Origin of the sequence: Niallia oryzisoli (assembly GCF_036670025.1) — a bacterium.
Lineage (GTDB): Bacteria > Bacillota > Bacilli > Bacillales > Cytobacillaceae > Bacillus_BD > Bacillus_BD oryzisoli.
Genome location: NZ_CP137640.1, coordinates 4686472 through 4704989, shown reverse-complemented (window position 1 = coordinate 4704989; position 18518 = coordinate 4686472). Strand labels below are relative to the sequence as shown.

Annotated in this window: 17 protein-coding genes; 12 read left to right on the top strand and 5 right to left on the bottom strand. The window is 38.6% G+C overall.

Features of this window, described 5'->3' with window-relative positions; all coding sequences use genetic code 11:
• Nucleotides 1-107: 107 nt before the first annotated feature.
• Together trmB and R4Z09_RS23490 are read left to right on the top strand one after the other, a co-directional pair.
• Nucleotides 108-749 (top strand): tRNA (guanosine(46)-N7)-methyltransferase TrmB, encoded by a 642-nt coding sequence (trmB, locus tag R4Z09_RS23495; RefSeq protein ID WP_338449147.1) that lies wholly within the window; start codon nucleotides 108-110, stop codon nucleotides 747-749.
• Between the two features lie 157 nt (nucleotides 750-906).
• Entirely contained in the window at nucleotides 907-1746 is an 840-nt protein-coding gene (locus tag R4Z09_RS23490; protein ID WP_338449146.1) for a YtnP family quorum-quenching lactonase, read from the top strand.
• A 45-nt stretch (nucleotides 1747-1791) separates the two neighbouring features.
• On the opposite strand, the gene R4Z09_RS23485 is transcribed toward R4Z09_RS23490, so the two are convergent.
• Nucleotides 1792-2106: a PepSY domain-containing protein gene (locus R4Z09_RS23485; protein WP_338449145.1), complete on the bottom strand. Its 315-nt coding sequence runs from the start codon at nucleotides 2104-2106 to the stop codon at nucleotides 1792-1794.
• 232 nt (nucleotides 2107-2338) lie between these two features.
• Between R4Z09_RS23485 and R4Z09_RS23480 the strand changes: the two genes are divergently transcribed.
• From R4Z09_RS23480 to ytxJ, 8 genes are all read left to right on the top strand, one after another.
• Complete coding sequence (locus tag R4Z09_RS23480; RefSeq protein ID WP_338449144.1) at nucleotides 2339-3412, top strand: M42 family metallopeptidase; 1074 nt, start codon at nucleotides 2339-2341, stop codon at nucleotides 3410-3412.
• A 103-nt stretch (nucleotides 3413-3515) separates the two neighbouring features.
• Complete coding sequence (locus R4Z09_RS23475; protein WP_338449143.1) at nucleotides 3516-3830, top strand: thioredoxin family protein; 315 nt, start codon at nucleotides 3516-3518, stop codon at nucleotides 3828-3830.
• Between the two features lie 96 nt (nucleotides 3831-3926).
• Nucleotides 3927-4733, top strand: coding sequence for a DUF1444 domain-containing protein (locus tag R4Z09_RS23470; RefSeq protein WP_338453340.1), 807 nt, complete (start codon nucleotides 3927-3929; stop codon nucleotides 4731-4733).
• 191 nt (nucleotides 4734-4924) lie between these two features.
• The gene (locus R4Z09_RS23465) at nucleotides 4925-8026 is read left to right on the top strand and encodes a DNA translocase FtsK (protein ID WP_338449142.1); all 3102 of its coding nucleotides are present in this window, start codon (nucleotides 4925-4927) and stop codon (nucleotides 8024-8026) included.
• 268 nt (nucleotides 8027-8294) lie between these two features.
• Entirely contained in the window at nucleotides 8295-9602 is a 1308-nt protein-coding gene (murC, locus tag R4Z09_RS23460; RefSeq protein ID WP_338449141.1) for a UDP-N-acetylmuramate--L-alanine ligase, read from the top strand.
• 230 nt (nucleotides 9603-9832) lie between these two features.
• A complete protein-coding gene (locus R4Z09_RS23455; protein WP_338449140.1) occupies nucleotides 9833-10309 on the top strand; it encodes a DUF948 domain-containing protein in 477 nt (158 codons plus the stop codon).
• Between the two features lie 19 nt (nucleotides 10310-10328).
• On the top strand, nucleotides 10329-10802 hold the full coding sequence (locus tag R4Z09_RS23450; protein ID WP_338449139.1) for a YtxH domain-containing protein: 474 nt from the start codon (nucleotides 10329-10331) through the stop codon (nucleotides 10800-10802).
• Between the two features lie 42 nt (nucleotides 10803-10844).
• A complete protein-coding gene (ytxJ, locus tag R4Z09_RS23445) occupies nucleotides 10845-11174 on the top strand; it encodes a bacillithiol system redox-active protein YtxJ (protein ID WP_338449138.1) in 330 nt (109 codons plus the stop codon).
• A gap of 34 nt (nucleotides 11175-11208) precedes the next feature.
• Here the strand turns inward: ytxJ and R4Z09_RS23440 are convergent, their stop codons facing one another.
• A complete protein-coding gene (locus R4Z09_RS23440; RefSeq protein WP_338449137.1) occupies nucleotides 11209-13371 on the bottom strand; it encodes a cell division protein FtsA in 2163 nt (720 codons plus the stop codon).
• Between the two features lie 193 nt (nucleotides 13372-13564).
• On the opposite strand from R4Z09_RS23440, the gene R4Z09_RS23435 reads away from it, so the two are divergent.
• Both R4Z09_RS23435 and ccpA read left to right on the top strand, forming a co-directional pair.
• Nucleotides 13565-14641 (top strand): bifunctional 3-deoxy-7-phosphoheptulonate synthase/chorismate mutase, encoded by a 1077-nt coding sequence (locus R4Z09_RS23435; protein ID WP_338449136.1) that lies wholly within the window; start codon nucleotides 13565-13567, stop codon nucleotides 14639-14641.
• A gap of 314 nt (nucleotides 14642-14955) precedes the next feature.
• Nucleotides 14956-15954 (top strand): catabolite control protein A, encoded by a 999-nt coding sequence (gene ccpA / locus R4Z09_RS23430; protein WP_338449135.1) that lies wholly within the window; start codon nucleotides 14956-14958, stop codon nucleotides 15952-15954.
• A 57-nt stretch (nucleotides 15955-16011) separates the two neighbouring features.
• Here the strand turns inward: ccpA and R4Z09_RS23425 are convergent, their stop codons facing one another.
• From R4Z09_RS23425 to R4Z09_RS23415, 3 genes are read right to left on the bottom strand one after another with little or no spacing between them, the layout of a single operon-like run.
• Nucleotides 16012-17184 carry an acetoin utilization protein AcuC gene (locus tag R4Z09_RS23425; protein WP_338449134.1) on the bottom strand — a complete coding sequence of 391 codons (1173 nt, stop codon included), beginning with the start codon at nucleotides 17182-17184 and terminating at the stop codon, nucleotides 16012-16014.
• Nucleotides 17181-17831, bottom strand: coding sequence for an acetoin utilization AcuB family protein (locus R4Z09_RS23420; protein ID WP_338449133.1), 651 nt, complete (start codon nucleotides 17829-17831; stop codon nucleotides 17181-17183). The genes R4Z09_RS23425 and R4Z09_RS23420 overlap by 4 nt, the downstream gene beginning before the upstream one ends.
• 28 nt (nucleotides 17832-17859) lie before the next feature.
• Nucleotides 17860-18492 carry a GNAT family N-acetyltransferase gene (locus R4Z09_RS23415; protein ID WP_338449132.1) on the bottom strand — a complete coding sequence of 211 codons (633 nt, stop codon included), beginning with the start codon at nucleotides 18490-18492 and terminating at the stop codon, nucleotides 17860-17862.
• Between the last annotated feature and the right edge of the window lie 26 nt (nucleotides 18493-18518).

Below are 18518 nucleotides of genomic sequence, written 5' to 3'. Positions count from 1 at the left end.
GTGAGTTCTTTTTTAATTTATTCGTCTGGGTAGAATTATTTTGGGCTATGGATATATGATAACGAGTAAAAGGAAATGTACGAAAAATTATATTTAGGGGTGTCACCATGCGTTTAAGAAACAAACCTTGGGCAAAGGAAAAACTAGAGCAGTATCCGCAATATGTTGCATCTGCTCCTGAAGAATTAAAAGGAAAGTGGAATGGGGTTTACGAAAAAAATCAACCACTTCATATTGAGATTGGTACCGGAAAAGGACGGTTTATTACAGAAATGGCAAAAGCTAACCCTTCGATTAACTATTTGGGGATTGAACTGCAGGAAAGTGTCATTGTTTCTGCGCTTGACCGTTTAATTGAAGCAGAAGTGCCAAATGTAAAGCTGCTGAATGCAAATGCGGTTGATTTACCACAGTACTTTGAAAAAGGAGAAATTTCAAGAGTCTATTTAAATTTTTCAGACCCTTGGCCTAAGACCCGTCATGAGAAGCGTCGTTTGACGTATAAATCCTTTTTAAAGATTTATGAAGATATTCTTCCTGAGGAAGGAGAAATTCATTTCAAAACAGATAATCAAGGTTTGTTTGAATACTCTCTTATGAGTTTTTCAGCATATGGGATGCTGTTGAAATTTGTCAGCCTTGATTTGCATAACAGCCTTTTTGAAGGAAATATTATGACTGAGTATGAAGAAAAGTTCTCTGAGAGAGGGAATCGCATTTATCGCTGTGAGGTACAATTTAAAAAATAGGGCTGATCGATTGTTCAGCCTTTTTTAATTTTTATAAAAGGAAAAAATGTAATGTTTTGAGCTAAAAATTTGTAATTTTTAAAATATTATAATATATTTTGTGCGTAACGATCATAGGGACGAGGGTAAAAAAACGTGAATATAGGGGAGGGTAAGGATGGAAACATTACAATTAACGAATAGTAAGCTGACATGGTTAAATGGCGGGGTCAATCACCTCGATGGCGGAGCGATGTTCGGAGTCGTTCCAAAACCACTATGGATAAAGAAATATCCATGTAACGAAAACAATCAGATAGAGTTACGAACAGATCCAATCCTTATCCAAATGAATGGAGTCAATCTATTGATAGATGCTGGAATAGGGAATGGAAAATTAACGGAAAAACAAAAGCGTAATTTTGGCGCGCAAGAGGAAGCAAAGCTTGAAGAATCACTAGCAAAGCTTGGTTTATCGCTACATGACATTGATTATGTATTAATGACACATTTGCATTTTGATCATGCTTGCGGCTTAACAAAACCGAGTGGAAGTGAATATGTTCCTGTTTTTCCAAATGCAAAAATCATTGTCAATCAGATTGAATGGAATGAAATAAGGCAGCCTAATATCCGCTCAAAAAGTACATATTGGAAAGAAAACTGGGAAGCCATTGCCTGGCAGGTTGAGGTGTTTGAGAAAGAATGGTCAATGGGAAATATTAAGCTTATTCATACTGGCGGGCATAGCGACGGACATTCGATCATCCTTATTGAGGACGGTGGGCATACCGTTTTACACATGGCAGATATCATGCCGACACATGCGCATCAAAATGTTTTATGGGTAATGGCATATGATGATTATCCGATGAATTCCATTGCTGCGAAACAGAAATGGCTGCAATATGGACTTGACCGCAATGCTTGGTTTACGTTTTATCATGATGCGTACTACCGGGCTGTTAAATGGGATCACGAAGGAAAGTTGACTGAGTCAGTGCACAGAGAAAGATAATGGAAATGAACAGCAATACAAAAAATCCCCTTGCATGGGGATTTTTTAGCTTAAAGGGTAGGCATCAAGAATGGCTCCTGTTTCGGCATCAACGATGAATTCATATTGTTCCGTTTGACCATCGACCATTCTTGAAATACCGCCGATATAGACTTCATAATCCAAGAGAGATTTTGAATGCTGCTGTTTTTCCATTTGAATCCATGAGCCAGAAATCGCTCCATGCTTTTTAAAGGCAGCTTTTGCATTCGCCAAGGCTTTTTCTGCTGAGATTGATTTATTATTATCTATTGCTTTACTAAGAACAATTCCAACGGCAACACCGGAGCCTACCCCAGTGAGAAAGGTTTTCCAATTCACGAAAGAACCTCCTTCATGTTAATGATTACATGATTCTGTTATTAATATTATCAGAAATCATGACAATACTTAACTATTTTCAAATATTTCATCTGAAGTAGTGTCAAATATATGACCCATGAATCGGGAATGCTATGACATGAAAATGGTGGTGAAATAGAATTTTAGGTACAATGAATAGTGATAGAGAAATACATAATAGGATGACTATAAAAGAGGAGTGTGACCTGATTTGAACGAAAAAACGTTACAATTGTTTAAAAACTTAACAGAGCTGCCGGCTATAGCAGGGAATGAACATGCTGTTCGGAGTTTTATGCGTGAACAATTAGGCAAGTATACGGACGAAATTGTCCAAGATAAACTGGGTAGTATTTTTGGCGTCAAAAGAGGCGATTTAAACGGTCCTACTATCATGGTGGCTGGGCATATGGACGAAGTCGGATTTATGGTAACTTCTATAACAGATAACGGAATGATTCGTTTTCAAACAATCGGCGGCTGGTGGAATCAGGTTATGCTGGCTACTACAGTCGAAATCATCACAAAAAACGGTCCTGTTCCAGGCGTAATTGGTTCTATTCCACCTCACCTTTTAAGTGATGAGCAGCGGAAAAAGCCAATGGAAATGAAAAATATGCTGATTGATATTGGTGCAGATGATAGAGATGATGCAATTAGGATTGGAATTAAGCCAGGGCAGATGATTGTCCCTGTTTGTCCTTTTACACCTATGGCAAATGGCAAAAAAATTATGGCGAAGGCTTGGGATAATCGATATGGCTGTGGTTTGGCGATCGAGCTTCTTGAAGAACTACAGAATGAAACGATACCGAATATCCTATACTCAGGTGCAACGGTTCAGGAGGAAGTGGGGCTACGCGGAGCGCAGACTGCTGCAAATATGATTAAGCCTGATCTATTCTACGCCCTGGATGCCAGTCCAGCAAATGATATGTCAGGGAAAAAGGACGAATTTGGCCAGCTTGGAAAGGGCGCCTTGCTGCGTATTTTTGATCGCACAATGGTGACACACCGAGGCATGAGGGAGTTTGTTCTTGATACAGCTGAATCAAATAATATCCCATATCAATACTTTATTTCGCAAGGCGGTACAGATGCCGGGCGGGTTCATTTGTCAAATGAAGGGGTACCGAGTGCTGTGATTGGAATCTGCTCGCGCTATATTCATACACCGGCAAGTATCATCCATATTGATGATTATGCGGCCGCAAAAGAATTAGTGACAAAATTAGTAAAAGCATCTGATCGCACAACCGTAAACAGCATTTTGCAAAACAGCTAATCATCATTACCATACAGCATATTAATGGTCACCAGCTTCTCAGTTTGTTATGATCAGAATACCGAAAATCATATAGGTCATTCGAAAAATGGAGGAAATAGGATTGAAAAATCTAGAATCAGTTGAACAATATACAGAATTGCAAAATAGCGGTAAGCACATCTTTTTATTTTCTGCTGACTGGTGTAAGGATTGCCGCTTTATCGAACCGTTTATGCCTGAGGTAGAGGCAAAATACAGCGAATATACGTTTATCCATGTTGACCGTGATCAATTTATTGATTTATGTATTGCGCAGGATGTTTTTGGTATTCCAAGCTTTATTGCCTACGAAAATGGCAGTGAACTCGGCCGGTTTGTAAGTAAAGACCAAAAAACACAGGAAGAAATTGAACAATTTATTGACGGTCTAAAATAAAAATAACCTATGCAGATAAACCCCTTTTCTTTGAGATAAGGGGATTAATTTTGTAGAATAAGAAAGAATGTCTTATAAGGAGATTGCATAATGAAAATGGATAGTATTAAAATGAAAAATGAGCTTCAAAACCGGCTTGCCCATCCGGAGCGAAAGTTTGAATATGATCGTAAAAAAGATCAATTGCGAATTGAACATAAACAAACCGGCAAAGGAATTACGATTTCTTTACCAGGTATTATAGCGAAGTGGCAGGAACAAAAAGAAAAAGCAATCGATGAAATTGTGTATTATGTGGAAGAAGGACTGCAGGCAATGGAGGCAGATCCAGAAATCTCTGGGAAAGAAAAAAATATTTTCCCTGTTATTCGATCGACTTCTTTTCCAGTAGAAACGAACGAGGGAAATGCTTTTATATATGATGACCATACAGCAGAAACGAGAATATATTATGCACTTGACCTCGGAAATACGTACCGACTGATTGACCAAGCTCTTATTGAGAAAGAACAATGGGATGAAAAACGGATAAAGGAAATGGCTCTATTTAATGTTCGTTCATTATCAACAGAATTGAAAACAGATCAGGTTGCTGGAAATACCTTTTATTTTTTAAATAAAAATGATGGGTATGATGCCAGCAGAATATTAAATGACTCCTTTTTAAAAGAAATGCAGCAGAAAATAAAAGGTACAATGGCAATAGCCGTACCGCATCAGGATGTGCTGATTATCGCCGATATTGGGAATGATACAGGCTATGATATACTAGCCCAAATGACGATGAGTTTTTTTGCAGCAGGCAGGGTCCCGATCACAGCTTTATCCTTTTTATATGAGGATGGGGAGCTCGAACCAATCTTTATTTTAGGGAAAAATAAAAAGAGAGATAGAAATGAATGAAAAGGACCATTAAGGTTCTTTTTTTTGTCATGTATAATGACATAAGCAGACATTCATAACAGAGGTCTCTATCTTTCAGAATTTTCCATTTCATCTTACCATAGTATCATTCTTTTAATTTATCTCGTATTTTTAGGAATTACTGATAAAATAAGAATGGTAGAATGAGAGAAAAGAAAGAGTGATAAAGTTTGAATTGGATAAAAAGGTTCTTACGCCTATTTAAAGAAGATGAAGTACATATAGATGAAGACAGTGAACACATTCGCGGCAGTACAAAAAAGACTCAAGAATCGAAGCAAAATCGAGAGATAGGAAAAGAAGTAGATGCGAAAATTGTCTACCAATATCCAAAGGGTGCCTTTCGATTTCCATTAGTTCCTGACGATAATAAAGAGGTAAGAAATCGACCAAGGCGTTCTGTTTTGAAACAGGAACAGGAAATCAGTCAAGAGCATAGGCAAGAACATAGACAAGAGCATAGACAAGAGCATAGGCAAGAACATAGACAAGAGCGTAGACAAGAGCATAGGCAAGAGCGTAGACAAGGGCACGGCAACGAGCGACCAAGGCGGCATAGCCATCAAGCAAAATATGAACCTGTTATCAGACAAAGAATGGATGAACAGGAAAATAAAAATTCAAGACCTTTTAAACCAACAGATATCCCTTCGCCTATCTTTGGCTATAAGCAGCGGCCGGACATACGAAAAGGCTCCTTGCATCATGAGGTTGAGTTGGAAGCGATTGAGAAAAAGGATCCAATCAATCGTGAGCTGTATCATCGCTATTCGCAGTCATGGGGTGGTGCTCCTGTGATTGTGAAACCGGGTGAGAAAAGGTTTAATCCGCTGGATTTAAGTCTGTCAAAGGCTCAAGTTAACCTCAAGGAGATACCTCTTTCGGTTGTAAAACTTAAGGAACAAAAAGCTGAGATACCGGTTGAACAAAAAATGGAGCAAGAGGTTCTAAAAATAAAAGACTCACAACAAATAAATGTGCAAGAAGTGATTGACGAGGATGTAATAAAGGCAGACAATAATGAACAAGCAGTACATATTAAAGAAGAAATTCATGGGGCTAAGGAAGAAAATGTTGATATTCCTCCAGATGGAGAAGAAGCGGTAATCGAAAATAGTGTGACAGCGGATGATCAAGAGTTAATCCTAAAAACGATTGAGACAGCGGATGATCAGGAGTTAATCCCAGAAACGATTGAGACAGCGGATGATCAAGAGTTAATCCTAAAAACGATTGAGACAGCGGATGATCAGGAGTTAATCCCAGAAACGATTGAGACAGCGGATGATCAAGAGTTAATTCCTGAAAGACCTGAAACAGCAGAAAGGGAAGCAGCCGCCGCTATTGAACCTGAACCTGCATCAGTCCATGAAGAAGAATTAACAGAGGATGAACAACTGTCTTTACTGAATCACATTATTAAAGGAGAAATAATTGAACCGGAGAACAGTATTCAAGCTGAGCCTGAAGAATCAATGGAAAGTCAGGAAGAAGAGCCGGTGCGTTCAACAATTCCTTTTAATGTGATTATGCTTAATCAAGATAAGCTAAGGCTGATGGAAAGAGAGCGAAAAAAGGTTGAGAAGGTCGAAAGAGAGATGCCTCAACAGTTAGAGGGAACAAAAAACCAGACTGAACAAGCTGTTCAAGCCAATCTAAAAGCGGTTGCTCAAGAGACAGATCATGATCATAAAGTCGTCATAGCAGATCAATCGTTTCAAATCATAGCAAATATAGATGAACCAGTCGTACAAACTGCTGCAGCAATCGAAGAGACAGTGCAGCATAATCAAATCGATGAGGACAATGAACTGGATCAAGCTCAGGAACAAACGAATCAGAACTATGAATTTTCATTCCCTTCCATTGACCTGCTGACACCTCCTGTAGTCGTCGAGGAAAACGATCAATGGATTGAGGAGCAAAAAGAGCTGCTAAATACAACCTTAAAGAATTTTAATGTTGGCGCTTCTGTTGTCAATGTCACACAAGGACCATCTGTTACACGTTTTGAAGTACAGCCAGAGCCTGGTGTGAAAGTCAATAAAATTACGAATCTATCTGATGATATTAAACTTAGTCTCGCCGCAAGGGACATTCGTATAGAAGCCCCTATTCCAGGTAAACACACAATCGGCATTGAAGTTCCTAATAATAAAAGCAGACCGGTTTATTTAAGTGAAATTGTTAGCAATCCAGAATTTATTCGCCAGGACTCACCGCTTACAGCAGCATTAGGCTTAGATATTTCCGGAAAACCAATTGTGTCTGATCTGCGGAAAATGCCGCATGGTTTAATCGCTGGTGCCACAGGTTCAGGGAAAAGTGTCTGTATCAACACGATTCTTGTAAGTTTTCTGTACAAAGCGAAACCGGAGGATTTAAAGCTGCTTCTGATCGACCCGAAGATGGTGGAATTGGCACCGTATAATCATATACCGCATCTCGTCAGCCCGGTTATTACGGATGTTAAGGCTGCGACAGCTGCGTTAAAATGGGCTGTTGAGGAAATGGAACGGCGCTATGAATTATTTGCCCATACGGGTGTTAGAGATATTGGACGCTTTAATGAGTTGGCTGTAAAGCATAAGCAATATGCAGATAAACTGCCGTACATTGTCATTATTATTGATGAATTGGCAGATTTAATGATGATGTCGCCTGCAGATGTGGAAGAGGCTATTTGTCGAATTGCCCAAAAGGCACGTGCATGTGGAATTCATCTGATCATCGCGACACAAAGACCATCTGTTGACGTCATTACGGGATTAATCAAAGCTAATATTCCGACAAGAATAGCTTTCTCTGTGTCATCACAGGTTGACTCACGGACTATTATCGATGTGAGCGGTGCCGAAAAGCTGCTTGGCAGAGGGGATATGCTATTTTTAGAAAACGGCTCATCAAAGCCTATCCGACTTCAAGGGACTTTTGTTTCAGACGAAGAAATTGATGATGTGGTAGCCCATGCCAGAAAGCAAGGGGAGCCTGACTATTTATTCGAACAAGAAGAGCTGCTGAAAAAGGCTGAAGTGAATGAAGCTGAGGATGAACTTTTCTATGAAGCATGTGAGTTTGTCATTGAAAATGGCGGAGCGTCTACTTCCATGCTGCAAAGACGATTTAAAATAGGCTATAATCGGGCCGCTAGATTAATTGATATGATGGAGCAGCACGGTTATATTTCGGAATCACGCGGAAGCAAGCCGAGAGATGTATTCATTACAGATGAGGAATTAGAATCCTTACAGATAGCACATAAAAGCTTATAAGCCTACTAGAATGAGAGGGGATGAATGGACATCTGGGCTGTTTTTCCTTCTCTCATACATAGGGTACATGATTGAATGTACTCTAATGAATAATAAATAATGAAGTTTTCTTTAGATGTTAATGGTGATATAATGTTTGAATATGATTAGATATCGGTTTAGGATGTCCATTCTATCAGGATATCTTCATAATCAAGCATAATGAGCAAAAATTAATTAATAATCATATACTGTTTTTACAGTTAGACGATGGTTGGAGGTTCTTTATATGACTAATTACCATTTCGTAGGTATTAAGGGGTCTGGAATGAGTGCACTCGCACAAATTCTTCATGACATGAACTTTCAGGTTCAAGGCTCCGATGTAGATAAACGATTTTTTACGCAAGTTGCTCTTGAGCAATCAGGAATAAAGATCCTTCCTTTTCAAAAAGAAAATATTCAACCTGGAATGACGATTGTTGCCGGTAATGCTTTTCCTGATACCAATGAAGAAATTCAAGAAGCAATGAAGCTAGGTCTGCCGGTTATACGCTATCACCGATTTTTAGGTGATTTTATGAAACGGTTCTCAAGTATTGCCGTTACTGGAGCGCACGGTAAAACATCTACAACTGGATTGCTTGCTCATGTCATTTCAGGAGAAAAACCGACTGCATATCTGATCGGTGATGGTACTGGTAAAGGGGACGAGAATGCGGAATATTTTGTGTTTGAGGCATGTGAATATCGCAGGCACTTTTTATCGTATTTCCCTGATTATGCGATCATGACCAATATTGATTTTGACCACCCTGATTACTTTGCGAATATAGATGATGTATGCGCGGCTTTCCAGGAGATGGCTTTGCAGGTGAATAAGGGGATTATTGCCTGCGGCGATGATGAGCATTTACAAAAAATTCAAGCAAAAGTTCCTGTATTGTTTTACGGTTTCGGAGAAGAAAATGATTTTCAAGCACGTAATGTCGTAAAAACAACAGAAGGTACAACCTTTGATGTTTTTATTCGAAATACGTTATTTGATACGTTCTCCATTAGTAGCTTCGGGGATCACAATATATTAAATTCTTTAGCAGTGATCACCCTTTGTCATTATGAAGGAATTGACAAGGAAGTCGTACGTCAACAATTATTGAATTTTGAAGGGGTTAAAAGGCGTTTTTCAGAAAAAAAAGCTGGATCACAAATCTTAATTGATGATTATGCACACCATCCAACCGAGATTAAAGCAACAATCGATGCAGCAAGACAAAAATATCCAGAAAAAGAAATTGTGGCCGTTTTTCAACCTCATACGTTTTCAAGAACGCAAGCGTTCCTTGGGGAATTCGCTGAAAGCTTGAGTCTTGCCGATAAAACGTATTTATGTGAAATATTTGGATCAGCCCGTGAGAATCATGGCAAATTATCGATTCAGGATTTGCAGGCCAAGGTACCTGAGTCGGAAATTATTACAGAAGAAGATATGTCTTCTTTAAAGAGTCACGATGACAGCGTGATTATTTTTATGGGAGCCGGAGATATTCAAAAGTTTCAGGCTGCATATGAAAAAACTCTGCAACAGCTTAATTAGAAAAACAGAAGCGGAAGTATTGAATAGACAAAATGTCTTATGATACTTTCGTTTTTTATTTGTCAAGGGTATGGAAAAATTCACACTAGGATCAGTGATTATGAATTGCAAGTATTTTGGAGTGTGGTAAGATTTTTATATAGGTGGGTTCTTGACCAAGAAAGCTTGTTTTTATGTTTATATCCTGTTAGTAGAGGATATATAAATAAGATAGGGAGGTGTCAGTCAATTTGATTATCATTTTATATTTAAGTGTAGCCATAATAGCTATTGCCTTTTTTATTTTAGTGGTTTTTCTATCCAGAACTTTAAAGTCATTACAGGGTACACTTGATCATGTTTCAAAGACATTATCAGGTTTGGAGCAGCAATTAGAAGGGGTAACAAAAGAAACAACCATTCTATTACATAGAACAAACGAACTCGCAAGTGATGTACAAAAGAAAGCAGAAGATTTGAATAGTGTGGTAGCTGCAGTGAAGGATGTAGGCGAGTCAGTTCGGAAATTTAGCGGCTCGATACAGTCGATTACACATTCAATGAACCAACAGGTTGAAGAAAATAAGGATAAAATGGCACAGGTCATACAATGGAGTAATATTATTTTTGAATTAAAGGATAAATGGCAGGAAAGAAAACAAAAGAAACATACTGAACGTACACTTGAAGAAGGTTATGATTTTAAGAAGGAGAGAGCAAGGTACTAGAGAATAAGGAGGCATATGAATGGCTGGAAACGAAAGAATGAATTATGAATTGAAAAAAGATAAAACAGATTCACGGATGAGTACAAAGGATTTTCTGATCGGGACACTGATCGGTGCAGCTGTCGGTTCTCTCACAGCCCTTTTGTTAGCGCCAAAATCAGGAAAAGAATTAAGGGGTGATTTGAATAATCAAGCATACCTATTGAGAGAAAAAACAGATCATATTCGTGAATCAGTATCAATAAAAGGAAATGAATTAACTTCAACAGTAAAAGATAAAACAACTGCCATTTCAAAAAAAGTCTCAGAGCAGTCGGTGGACCTTGTTAATAAAGTGAAAGGGTTAACGACTGACGCTGAAACGAAACCGGTGACAAATCCAGTTGATGAATTATTTGAACAAACTACACATTCTGAGTCAGATATTCAAAAGAAGCTGGAGGAAACCAAAAGAGCATTTGACGAAACAGAAAGTAAATTCAATTCAAAATAGTTCCTTCTATATATAACAGTAAGAAGAGAAGTGAGGAAAAAAATGATTAAACTTAGTTCAATAGAAGAATTCAATCACGCATTAGAAAAAGAAGAGGCTCTTTTTGTTTTAAAACATAGTATCACATGCCCGATCAGTCAGGCTGCATATGATGAATATGAAACATTTACAACCGAACAACAGGCAGTTCCTACATACTTTTTAACTGTTCAAGAGGCACGCCCATTATCCAATTATATTGCTGAGACATTCCAAATCAAGCATGAGTCACCACAAGCGATTCTTTTCACTAAGAGTAAGGCTGTCTGGAATGCCTCACACCGAAATATTAATCAGAAGTCGTTAGCTGATTCATTAGAGCACACGAAATAAAAAAGCATCCACTGGATGCTTTTTTATTTCGTCATCACGTTTTAGTAACGGGCCACACAATACTTAAATCATCTCCGGGTTCAATTTTTCCGAAAAAAGTTGTTTGTTGATTATTTCTTAATAATGTAAATCGGCCTGTTGCTTTTTGTGGCAGATTTATTTGAACATGATGAAATAAATCCTGAAAGATGAACGGTTCCATTTTTCTTTGTTCATAAACGATGTGGTCTCCATCTAAAATAAGATCATTCTCTGAAAGTACAACTTGATTTCTTTTGAACTCTGTTAATCTTTTCGTCATGGTAAGCGGTTTGCCATTATAAGATACAGGGATGCTTTGTGAAAGCAGAATTTGTTTCACCTCTGCCAGTTCTCTCACTTTTGGCTGTTTTTTGTTTTCGATGATGATAGCGTCTAAATGTTCATAGGTACTCCCTAATTTCACCTCTAATCCATTTCGAAATAGTTTTCCTGAAAAAGGAGGAATAAATGTTTCCTTGCCATTTAGATTAATATGAAAGGGACGTAATTTATCGAGTTCTGTTTGCAGGTTCAAACTGGTAAGTAATTGTTCGATGGTTTCTGGGAGCCTGCATTCAATATGGTCACGGTCAGAAATCTGTTTTTCTGTATCAGCGGGAAGGCCATTGCATGTAACTTGCGCATATACGGTGTATGCTGTTCCATTGATCGTAACCGTTTTTTGCGGAATTCCATCCAGTAAATCTTTAATATAGACAACCGGCTGTTCTCCATCTTTTCCTGGGATGACTTCCAGCTGATCGCCATTTTTGATTGGATCATCAAGACTGCTTGAGGCACCATTTTTATATAATAAGGGTGCTTCCCCATGTCCGCCTGGTATCGTAATATTTTGCCCATTAAGAGAAATGATCATGGCCATACCAGGTTTGCCGTATAGCTTATTTAATTTAATTCCGCTTGCAAGCAGACAGTCGCCCGTTGTTAATTTATTCACTTCAAAAAGGCGGACCGGCTGTTCATTGACGTAAACAGTTCGGTAGTGGACAGGTGATTTTTGTGCCGTTATGGCAATTCCAATCGGAGTAACTAATTCAGGACCTTTATCAATATGGCCGGCAATCGAGACAGATGGAATGGCATTTAAGTCTCTAATCGCTACTCTATTTTCAGGAAGATTCATATTTTGAGCGAGTGCTTGTGTAATGTTAGGAGTCAGGCTGCCGCCGCCAACAAGCATAATTGCCTTCGGTGCTTTATTATTATTTAACCGCAAAATTTCATCAGAAATCGATTTAGCTAAGTGATCAATAACAGGTGTTATGTTGGCAATCACTTCTTCCCTGAAAACCTCGGTTTTGAAACCTAAAATATCTGTAATTGTAAGACTAGGCTCGGTCAATAATACCCTTTTTACCTGCTCTGCAACCGGAAAATCCAGCAGGTATTGATCGCTGATTTCCTCTGTTACTTCATCACCGGCAATCGGTACCATTCCATATGCGATGACAGTTCCCATATCTGTAATGGCAATATCGGATGTTCCTGCACCAATATCAACAAGGGCGACGTTCAATCTCCTTATTGACGGAGGGATGAGTACATTAATGGCAGCAATCGGCTCAAGGGTCAGTGCCTCCATTTCTAAATCTGCTCGATGTAGAGCAGCGATTAAAGACTCTACGACCACTCTTGGTAAAAAGGTAGCGATAATTTCAACGGAAGCCTCATTACCTTGTTGGTCAATTAGGTTCCCAATCTCCTCATGATCAAGTTTATAATTTAAAACAGAATAGCCAACGCAATAATAATAGTGATGGTTTTCATGGTTCTGCTGATTCTCGGCTACAACCGCTTGAGCCTGTTGAACGGCACTTAACTCCAAATGAAGGATATCTTCTTTTTGAATCATAGGTTTTCCAGCGATATTGACGGTTACAGTCGCACGTTCTGTTTTTAATGCTCTTCCTGCTGCGGCAACATTTACCTTTTTTAACGGTCCATGTGTTTTTTCAAGTTTCTCTTTTATATCAGCAATAATATTGGCAACAGCTACTACATCATGGATTTGTCCATCAAGCATAGCCCGCTCCGAGTGCTCTATCATTAAGATATCAATGACTTGATAAGATTGCTGATTCACTTCTTCTAATATGATTCCGACAACAGAGCGGGTACCAATGTCTAAAGCAAATAGCTTCTTTTGTTCTTCCAAGAGGATGCACCTTCTTTAGTGGTTTATATAAATACTTTAGTGCTTAAAAGCGTCTAAGCAAAAAAGAAAAAAGTCGTGACAATGACTGATAATTCATATATAATAACCGTAATCATAAAAAATGTATCACATTTTAGATAGTCGATAAAGAAGCTAATGTTAATGTGATCAACTAAAAAGGGGCGGACTTGACATGAGTAATAATCAGTTAGATCAATTGAGACAAAAAGTCGAAGAACAAAACCTACAAATATTACAATTAATAAATGAGCGGGCGAAGACGGTTCAGGAAATCGGGCGTGTGAAGGAAACACAAGGAGTAAACCGCTATGATCCGGTACGTGAGCGTCATATGCTTGATCAAATTATTGAAAATAATAATGGTCCTTTTGAAGATTCAACCATTTTACATTTATTTAAACAGATCTTTAAAGCAGGCCTTGAACTGCAGCAGGATGACCACCGCAAGGCCTTGCTCGTATCTCGTAAGAAAAAATCAGAAGATACAGTCATTGATTTAAAAGGTGAAATGGTCGGTGCCGGAAATCCTTCCTTTGTATTTGGTCCATGCTCGGTTGAATCGTACGAACAGGTTGCAGCCGTTGCAGCTTCTGTAAAAGCCAAAGGGCTTAAACTTCTTCGTGGAGGAGCTTATAAGCCGAGAACATCTCCATATGACTTCCAAGGTCTTGGTGTAGAAGGTCTAAAAATTTTAAAACGTGTGGCAGATGAATATGATTTAGCTGTTATTAGCGAGATTGTTACACCAGCAGATATTGAAACAGCCCTTGATTATATCGATGTGATTCAAATCGGTGCCCGCAACATGCAAAACTTTGAATTGCTGAAAGCAGCTGGTGCAGTAAATAAACCAGTCCTGTTAAAACGAGGTCTTGCAGCAACTATTGAAGAATTTATTAATGCAGCCGAATATATTATGTCACAAGGAAATGGTCAAATTATGCTTTGTGAACGCGGTATCCGGACTTATGAAAAAGCAACAAGAAATACATTAGATATTTCTGCAGTACCAATCTTAAAACAAGAAACACATTTACCGGTATTTGTTGATGTGACACACTCTACAGGCAGAAGAGATTTATTACTGCCATGTGCAAAAGCAGCCCTCGCAATTGGTGCTGACGGTGTAATGGCAGAGGTTCATCCAGATCCTGCCGTAGCATTGTCTGATTCAGCACAGCAAATGGATTTGAAACAATTTGATGACTTTTATAATGAAATTCAGAAATCTGTCTTTATCAGATCTTAATCAACAATCGGAGAAGCTTTCCACAAAAAAAGTGGGAAGTTTTTTCTTTGTGATTCTTGGATTTAAAATTCAATAACGTTAGAATAATGGTAAATTGCCTATAATTATGAAATAAATGTTAAACAAATCAGTTGACATTGCTTGTTGTTGTTGTCTATCGTATGATTAAGTACATAAATATGTATATTAATTGATAAAGTTTGATTAGCTGAATCATTATTACCAGTTCGTTCGTGAAATTTAGAACAAAGTAAGATAGTGAGGATAAACAACTAAAAATTGATTACAAATAAGATTATAAAGGAGTGTTAAACGTGAATATTACGATATATGATGTTGCTCGGGAAGCAAATGTTTCCATGGCAACGGTATCGAGAGTAGTAAATGGAAACCCAAATGTAAAACCGACGACTAGGAAAAAGGTGTTAGAGGTTATTGACCGGTTAGGATATCGTCCGAATGCGGTGGCAAGAGGATTAGCAAGCAAGAAAACAACAACCGTAGGGGTTATTATTCCTGATATTTCAAATGTCTTTTTTGCTGAATTAGCAAGGGGAATTGAAGACATTGCGACAATGTACAAATACAACATTATCTTAAGTAACTCAGACCAAAATAAAGACAAGGAGCTGCATTTGTTAAACACGATGCTAGGCAAGCAGGTTGATGGTCTTGTCTTTATGAGTGGTAATATTACAAAAGAACATGTGGAGGAATTTGAAAAATCTCCTGTACCGATTGTATTGGCTGGCTCCATTGAAGAAACGGGAAAAATTCCTTCAGTTAATATTGATCATGAGCAGGCTGCTTTTGATGCTGTAACCACTTTTATTGAAGAGGGACACAAAACTATTGGGCTTGTGATTGGTCCGTTACATGATCCGATAAATATCCATAAAAAGCTTGCTGGGTATAAGAGAGCCTTAAGTGAAGCTGGCATTGAATACAATGAGGAACTAATAGTGGAAGGGGATTATACATATGATTCAGGGATAGAGGCTTTCGAAAAACTTTTGGAAGCACAAAATCGTCCAACTGCTATTATGGTAGGCTCCGATGAAATGGCGTTAGGCGTCGTACACGGTGCTGAGGATAAAGGGTTTGTTATTCCGGATGACTTTGAAGTGATCACATCCGATAACACAAGATTGTCGTTAATGGTACGTCCGCAGTTGACGACGATTGTACAGCCTTTATATGATATCGGGGCGGTAGCGATGCGTCTGTTGACTAAATTAATGAATAAAGAGGAAGTAGATGATTTAATTGTTGTTCTTCCACACCGAATTGAAGTACGAAATTCAACAAAATAGACTACTTTGAACATGGTAATGGGGAGCCCTTATGTGGGTCTCCCCATTTTCATAGGGTTAGTTACAGTCAGCTTTTTTCTCTTTACGAATGGAATACAAAGCCTTTTCGAGTGTTTGTTTATTTTTTTCCGTAATTTCTTCTTTTCTTGGAATCGGTTCATACAATTGCTCTTCGTCCTCCCAATTTGATGGGAGAGTGCAATCTGCTTTTACCTGCCATTGCGTCATCCAATCCTCTGGAAGAATCCCAGTATTTGTTCGATTCTCCGTCATTTCAAACCAAATGGATGCCCAAGCTCTCGGAACCACACGCCAAATATCGTAGCCACCGCCCCCGACAGCAATCCATCTTCCATCACAATATTGATGGGCGAGCTTGTGGGCAAGCTTCGGAATTTCCTTAAACGACTTCATCGATGTATAAAGGTGTGTTAAAGGATCCAAATAGTGGGAATCAGCACCGTTTTGCGTAATGATCACATCCGGTTTGAAAAATTCAGCTACCTCTGAAGCGGCCGTTTTATAGCAATCTAGAAATGACTCATCCTCAGTAAAAGCATCTACTGGAATATTAAAGGAATATCCGTATCCTGCTCCTTGGCCTCTCTCACTGATATTCCCGGTTCCAGGAAACAGGTAACGCCCGGTTTCATGGATCGATAGGGTGCATACATTAGGGTCATCATAAAAGGCCCATTGTACTCCGTCACCATGGTGGGCATCCGTATCAATATAAAGGACGCGGGCCTGATATTTTTCTTGAATATATTTGATGGCGACAGAAATGTCGTTATATACGCAAAATCCAGACGCCTTTCCCCTAAAACCATGATGAAGACCGCCGCTAAGGTGCAGTGCGTGCTTTGCTTTTCCACTCATAACATAATCTGCAGCAGTTAAAGCCCCTCCGACAATTAATGAAGTGACCTCATGCATATTCGGAAAAATAGGTGTATCCTCTGTGCCAAAGCCATAGCTTTCAGCTAGTTCAGAAGAAAGCTTCCCCTGTCCGGCTAATTTTACAGAATCTACAAATTGTGGATCGTGAATGAGAATTAATTCATCTCTTGTTGCTGTTCGTGGGGGGATGATACTCTCTCTGTCAATGGCGTTGCTTTTTTCTAATAAATCATATGTCAATTTTAAGCGAATCGGACTAAAAGGATGGTGTGCATTAAATCTATAGTTTAATAGATCTGGTGAGTAAATAAAGATTGAATCATCATTCATCTTTCGATACCCGGTAAATTTGGCCAAAGAACTTGATATCCAGCCTTTTTGATATTGTCTATTAAACTTATTGGATTTATAGTCTGCGCTCTGATCACAATCATTTTAAATCTTTCATCCTTTTTGTCTGGGTAAATAAGTACGCTCAATATATTAACCTTTTGTTCACGAAACACAGCTGTAATTTCATTAAGAACACCGGCTCGATTTGGGGCTTTGACTTCAATTTGTGATGCCGGCTGATTGGCTCCAGTAAGCTCTATTAATGTATGTAATAGATCTGTCTCCGTTATGATTCCAACTAATTTCTTATCCTTAACAATTGGTAAGCAGCTAATATGATGTTCATAAAAAATGGCGCCAATCTCCTCAACAAAATCGAGGGGATGCCCAGTAATCAAATTGGTTGTCATAATCGTTTTAATTGGTTTTTTTAGGACATGTTTTTGTTCCTCCGGATTGCTTAATATGGAGGGGGTAGCATCGCGGATATCCCGATCAGATACTAACCCGATCAATTGGTTGTCTTCCGTGATAATCGGAAGATGCCTTACTTTATGTTGTAGCATAAGATTCGCTGCTTCTAGGATGGGTTGATCTTCTGTGAGCGTAAAAATCTTTGTCTTCATTATTTCTTCCACAATCATCTCTTTTTCCCCCTTTACTATCTCTATTTTAATACATAAATCGGTTCATGAAACGTAAACTGTCGAACTTTTGTATAGATTCTGAATTTACTCTTTTTCCTATCCGCACCAACAGGCAGTTTGCTGGATGCGAGCAAATTTCCGGATCATCTGTTGCATACCATTCTAGTTCTCCGCTACTCATCATTTTTCCCAAAATATCTCGGTATTCCCAAACGTTTAACCCTGTTCCTTTTAAATCCCAATGCCAATAATATTCAGTTGTAAAAATGATATAGTCTTCCATTGCATCATCCATCATGGAAACCTTTAAAAGGGCTTTTCCAACTTTGAGTCCGCGATAATGTGAACTAACTTCAATTGCCCCAAGCTCGATTAAATTTTCCATATTTCCTTCGGACCAGCGTTCAAGTGGATCAGGATATAAGAAGGTGACGTAACCGATAATGGTGTTTTCTATTCTGGCAATGATAATCCTGCCTTCTGTTAAACTTGCAATCTCAATAACAGCTTGATGCTGCTTTGCTGGAGGGCGGAAGGCAATGAGTCCTGGATCAAATTCATATTGCGCTAATTGCTCAGGTGTTATCGGTCCTTCAATGATTAATATGCCAACAGGGGTTGTTAATTCTTTTGAATAATAGGTTTTCTTGTGTTCCATAAATTTTTATTCACCGCCTGAAATAT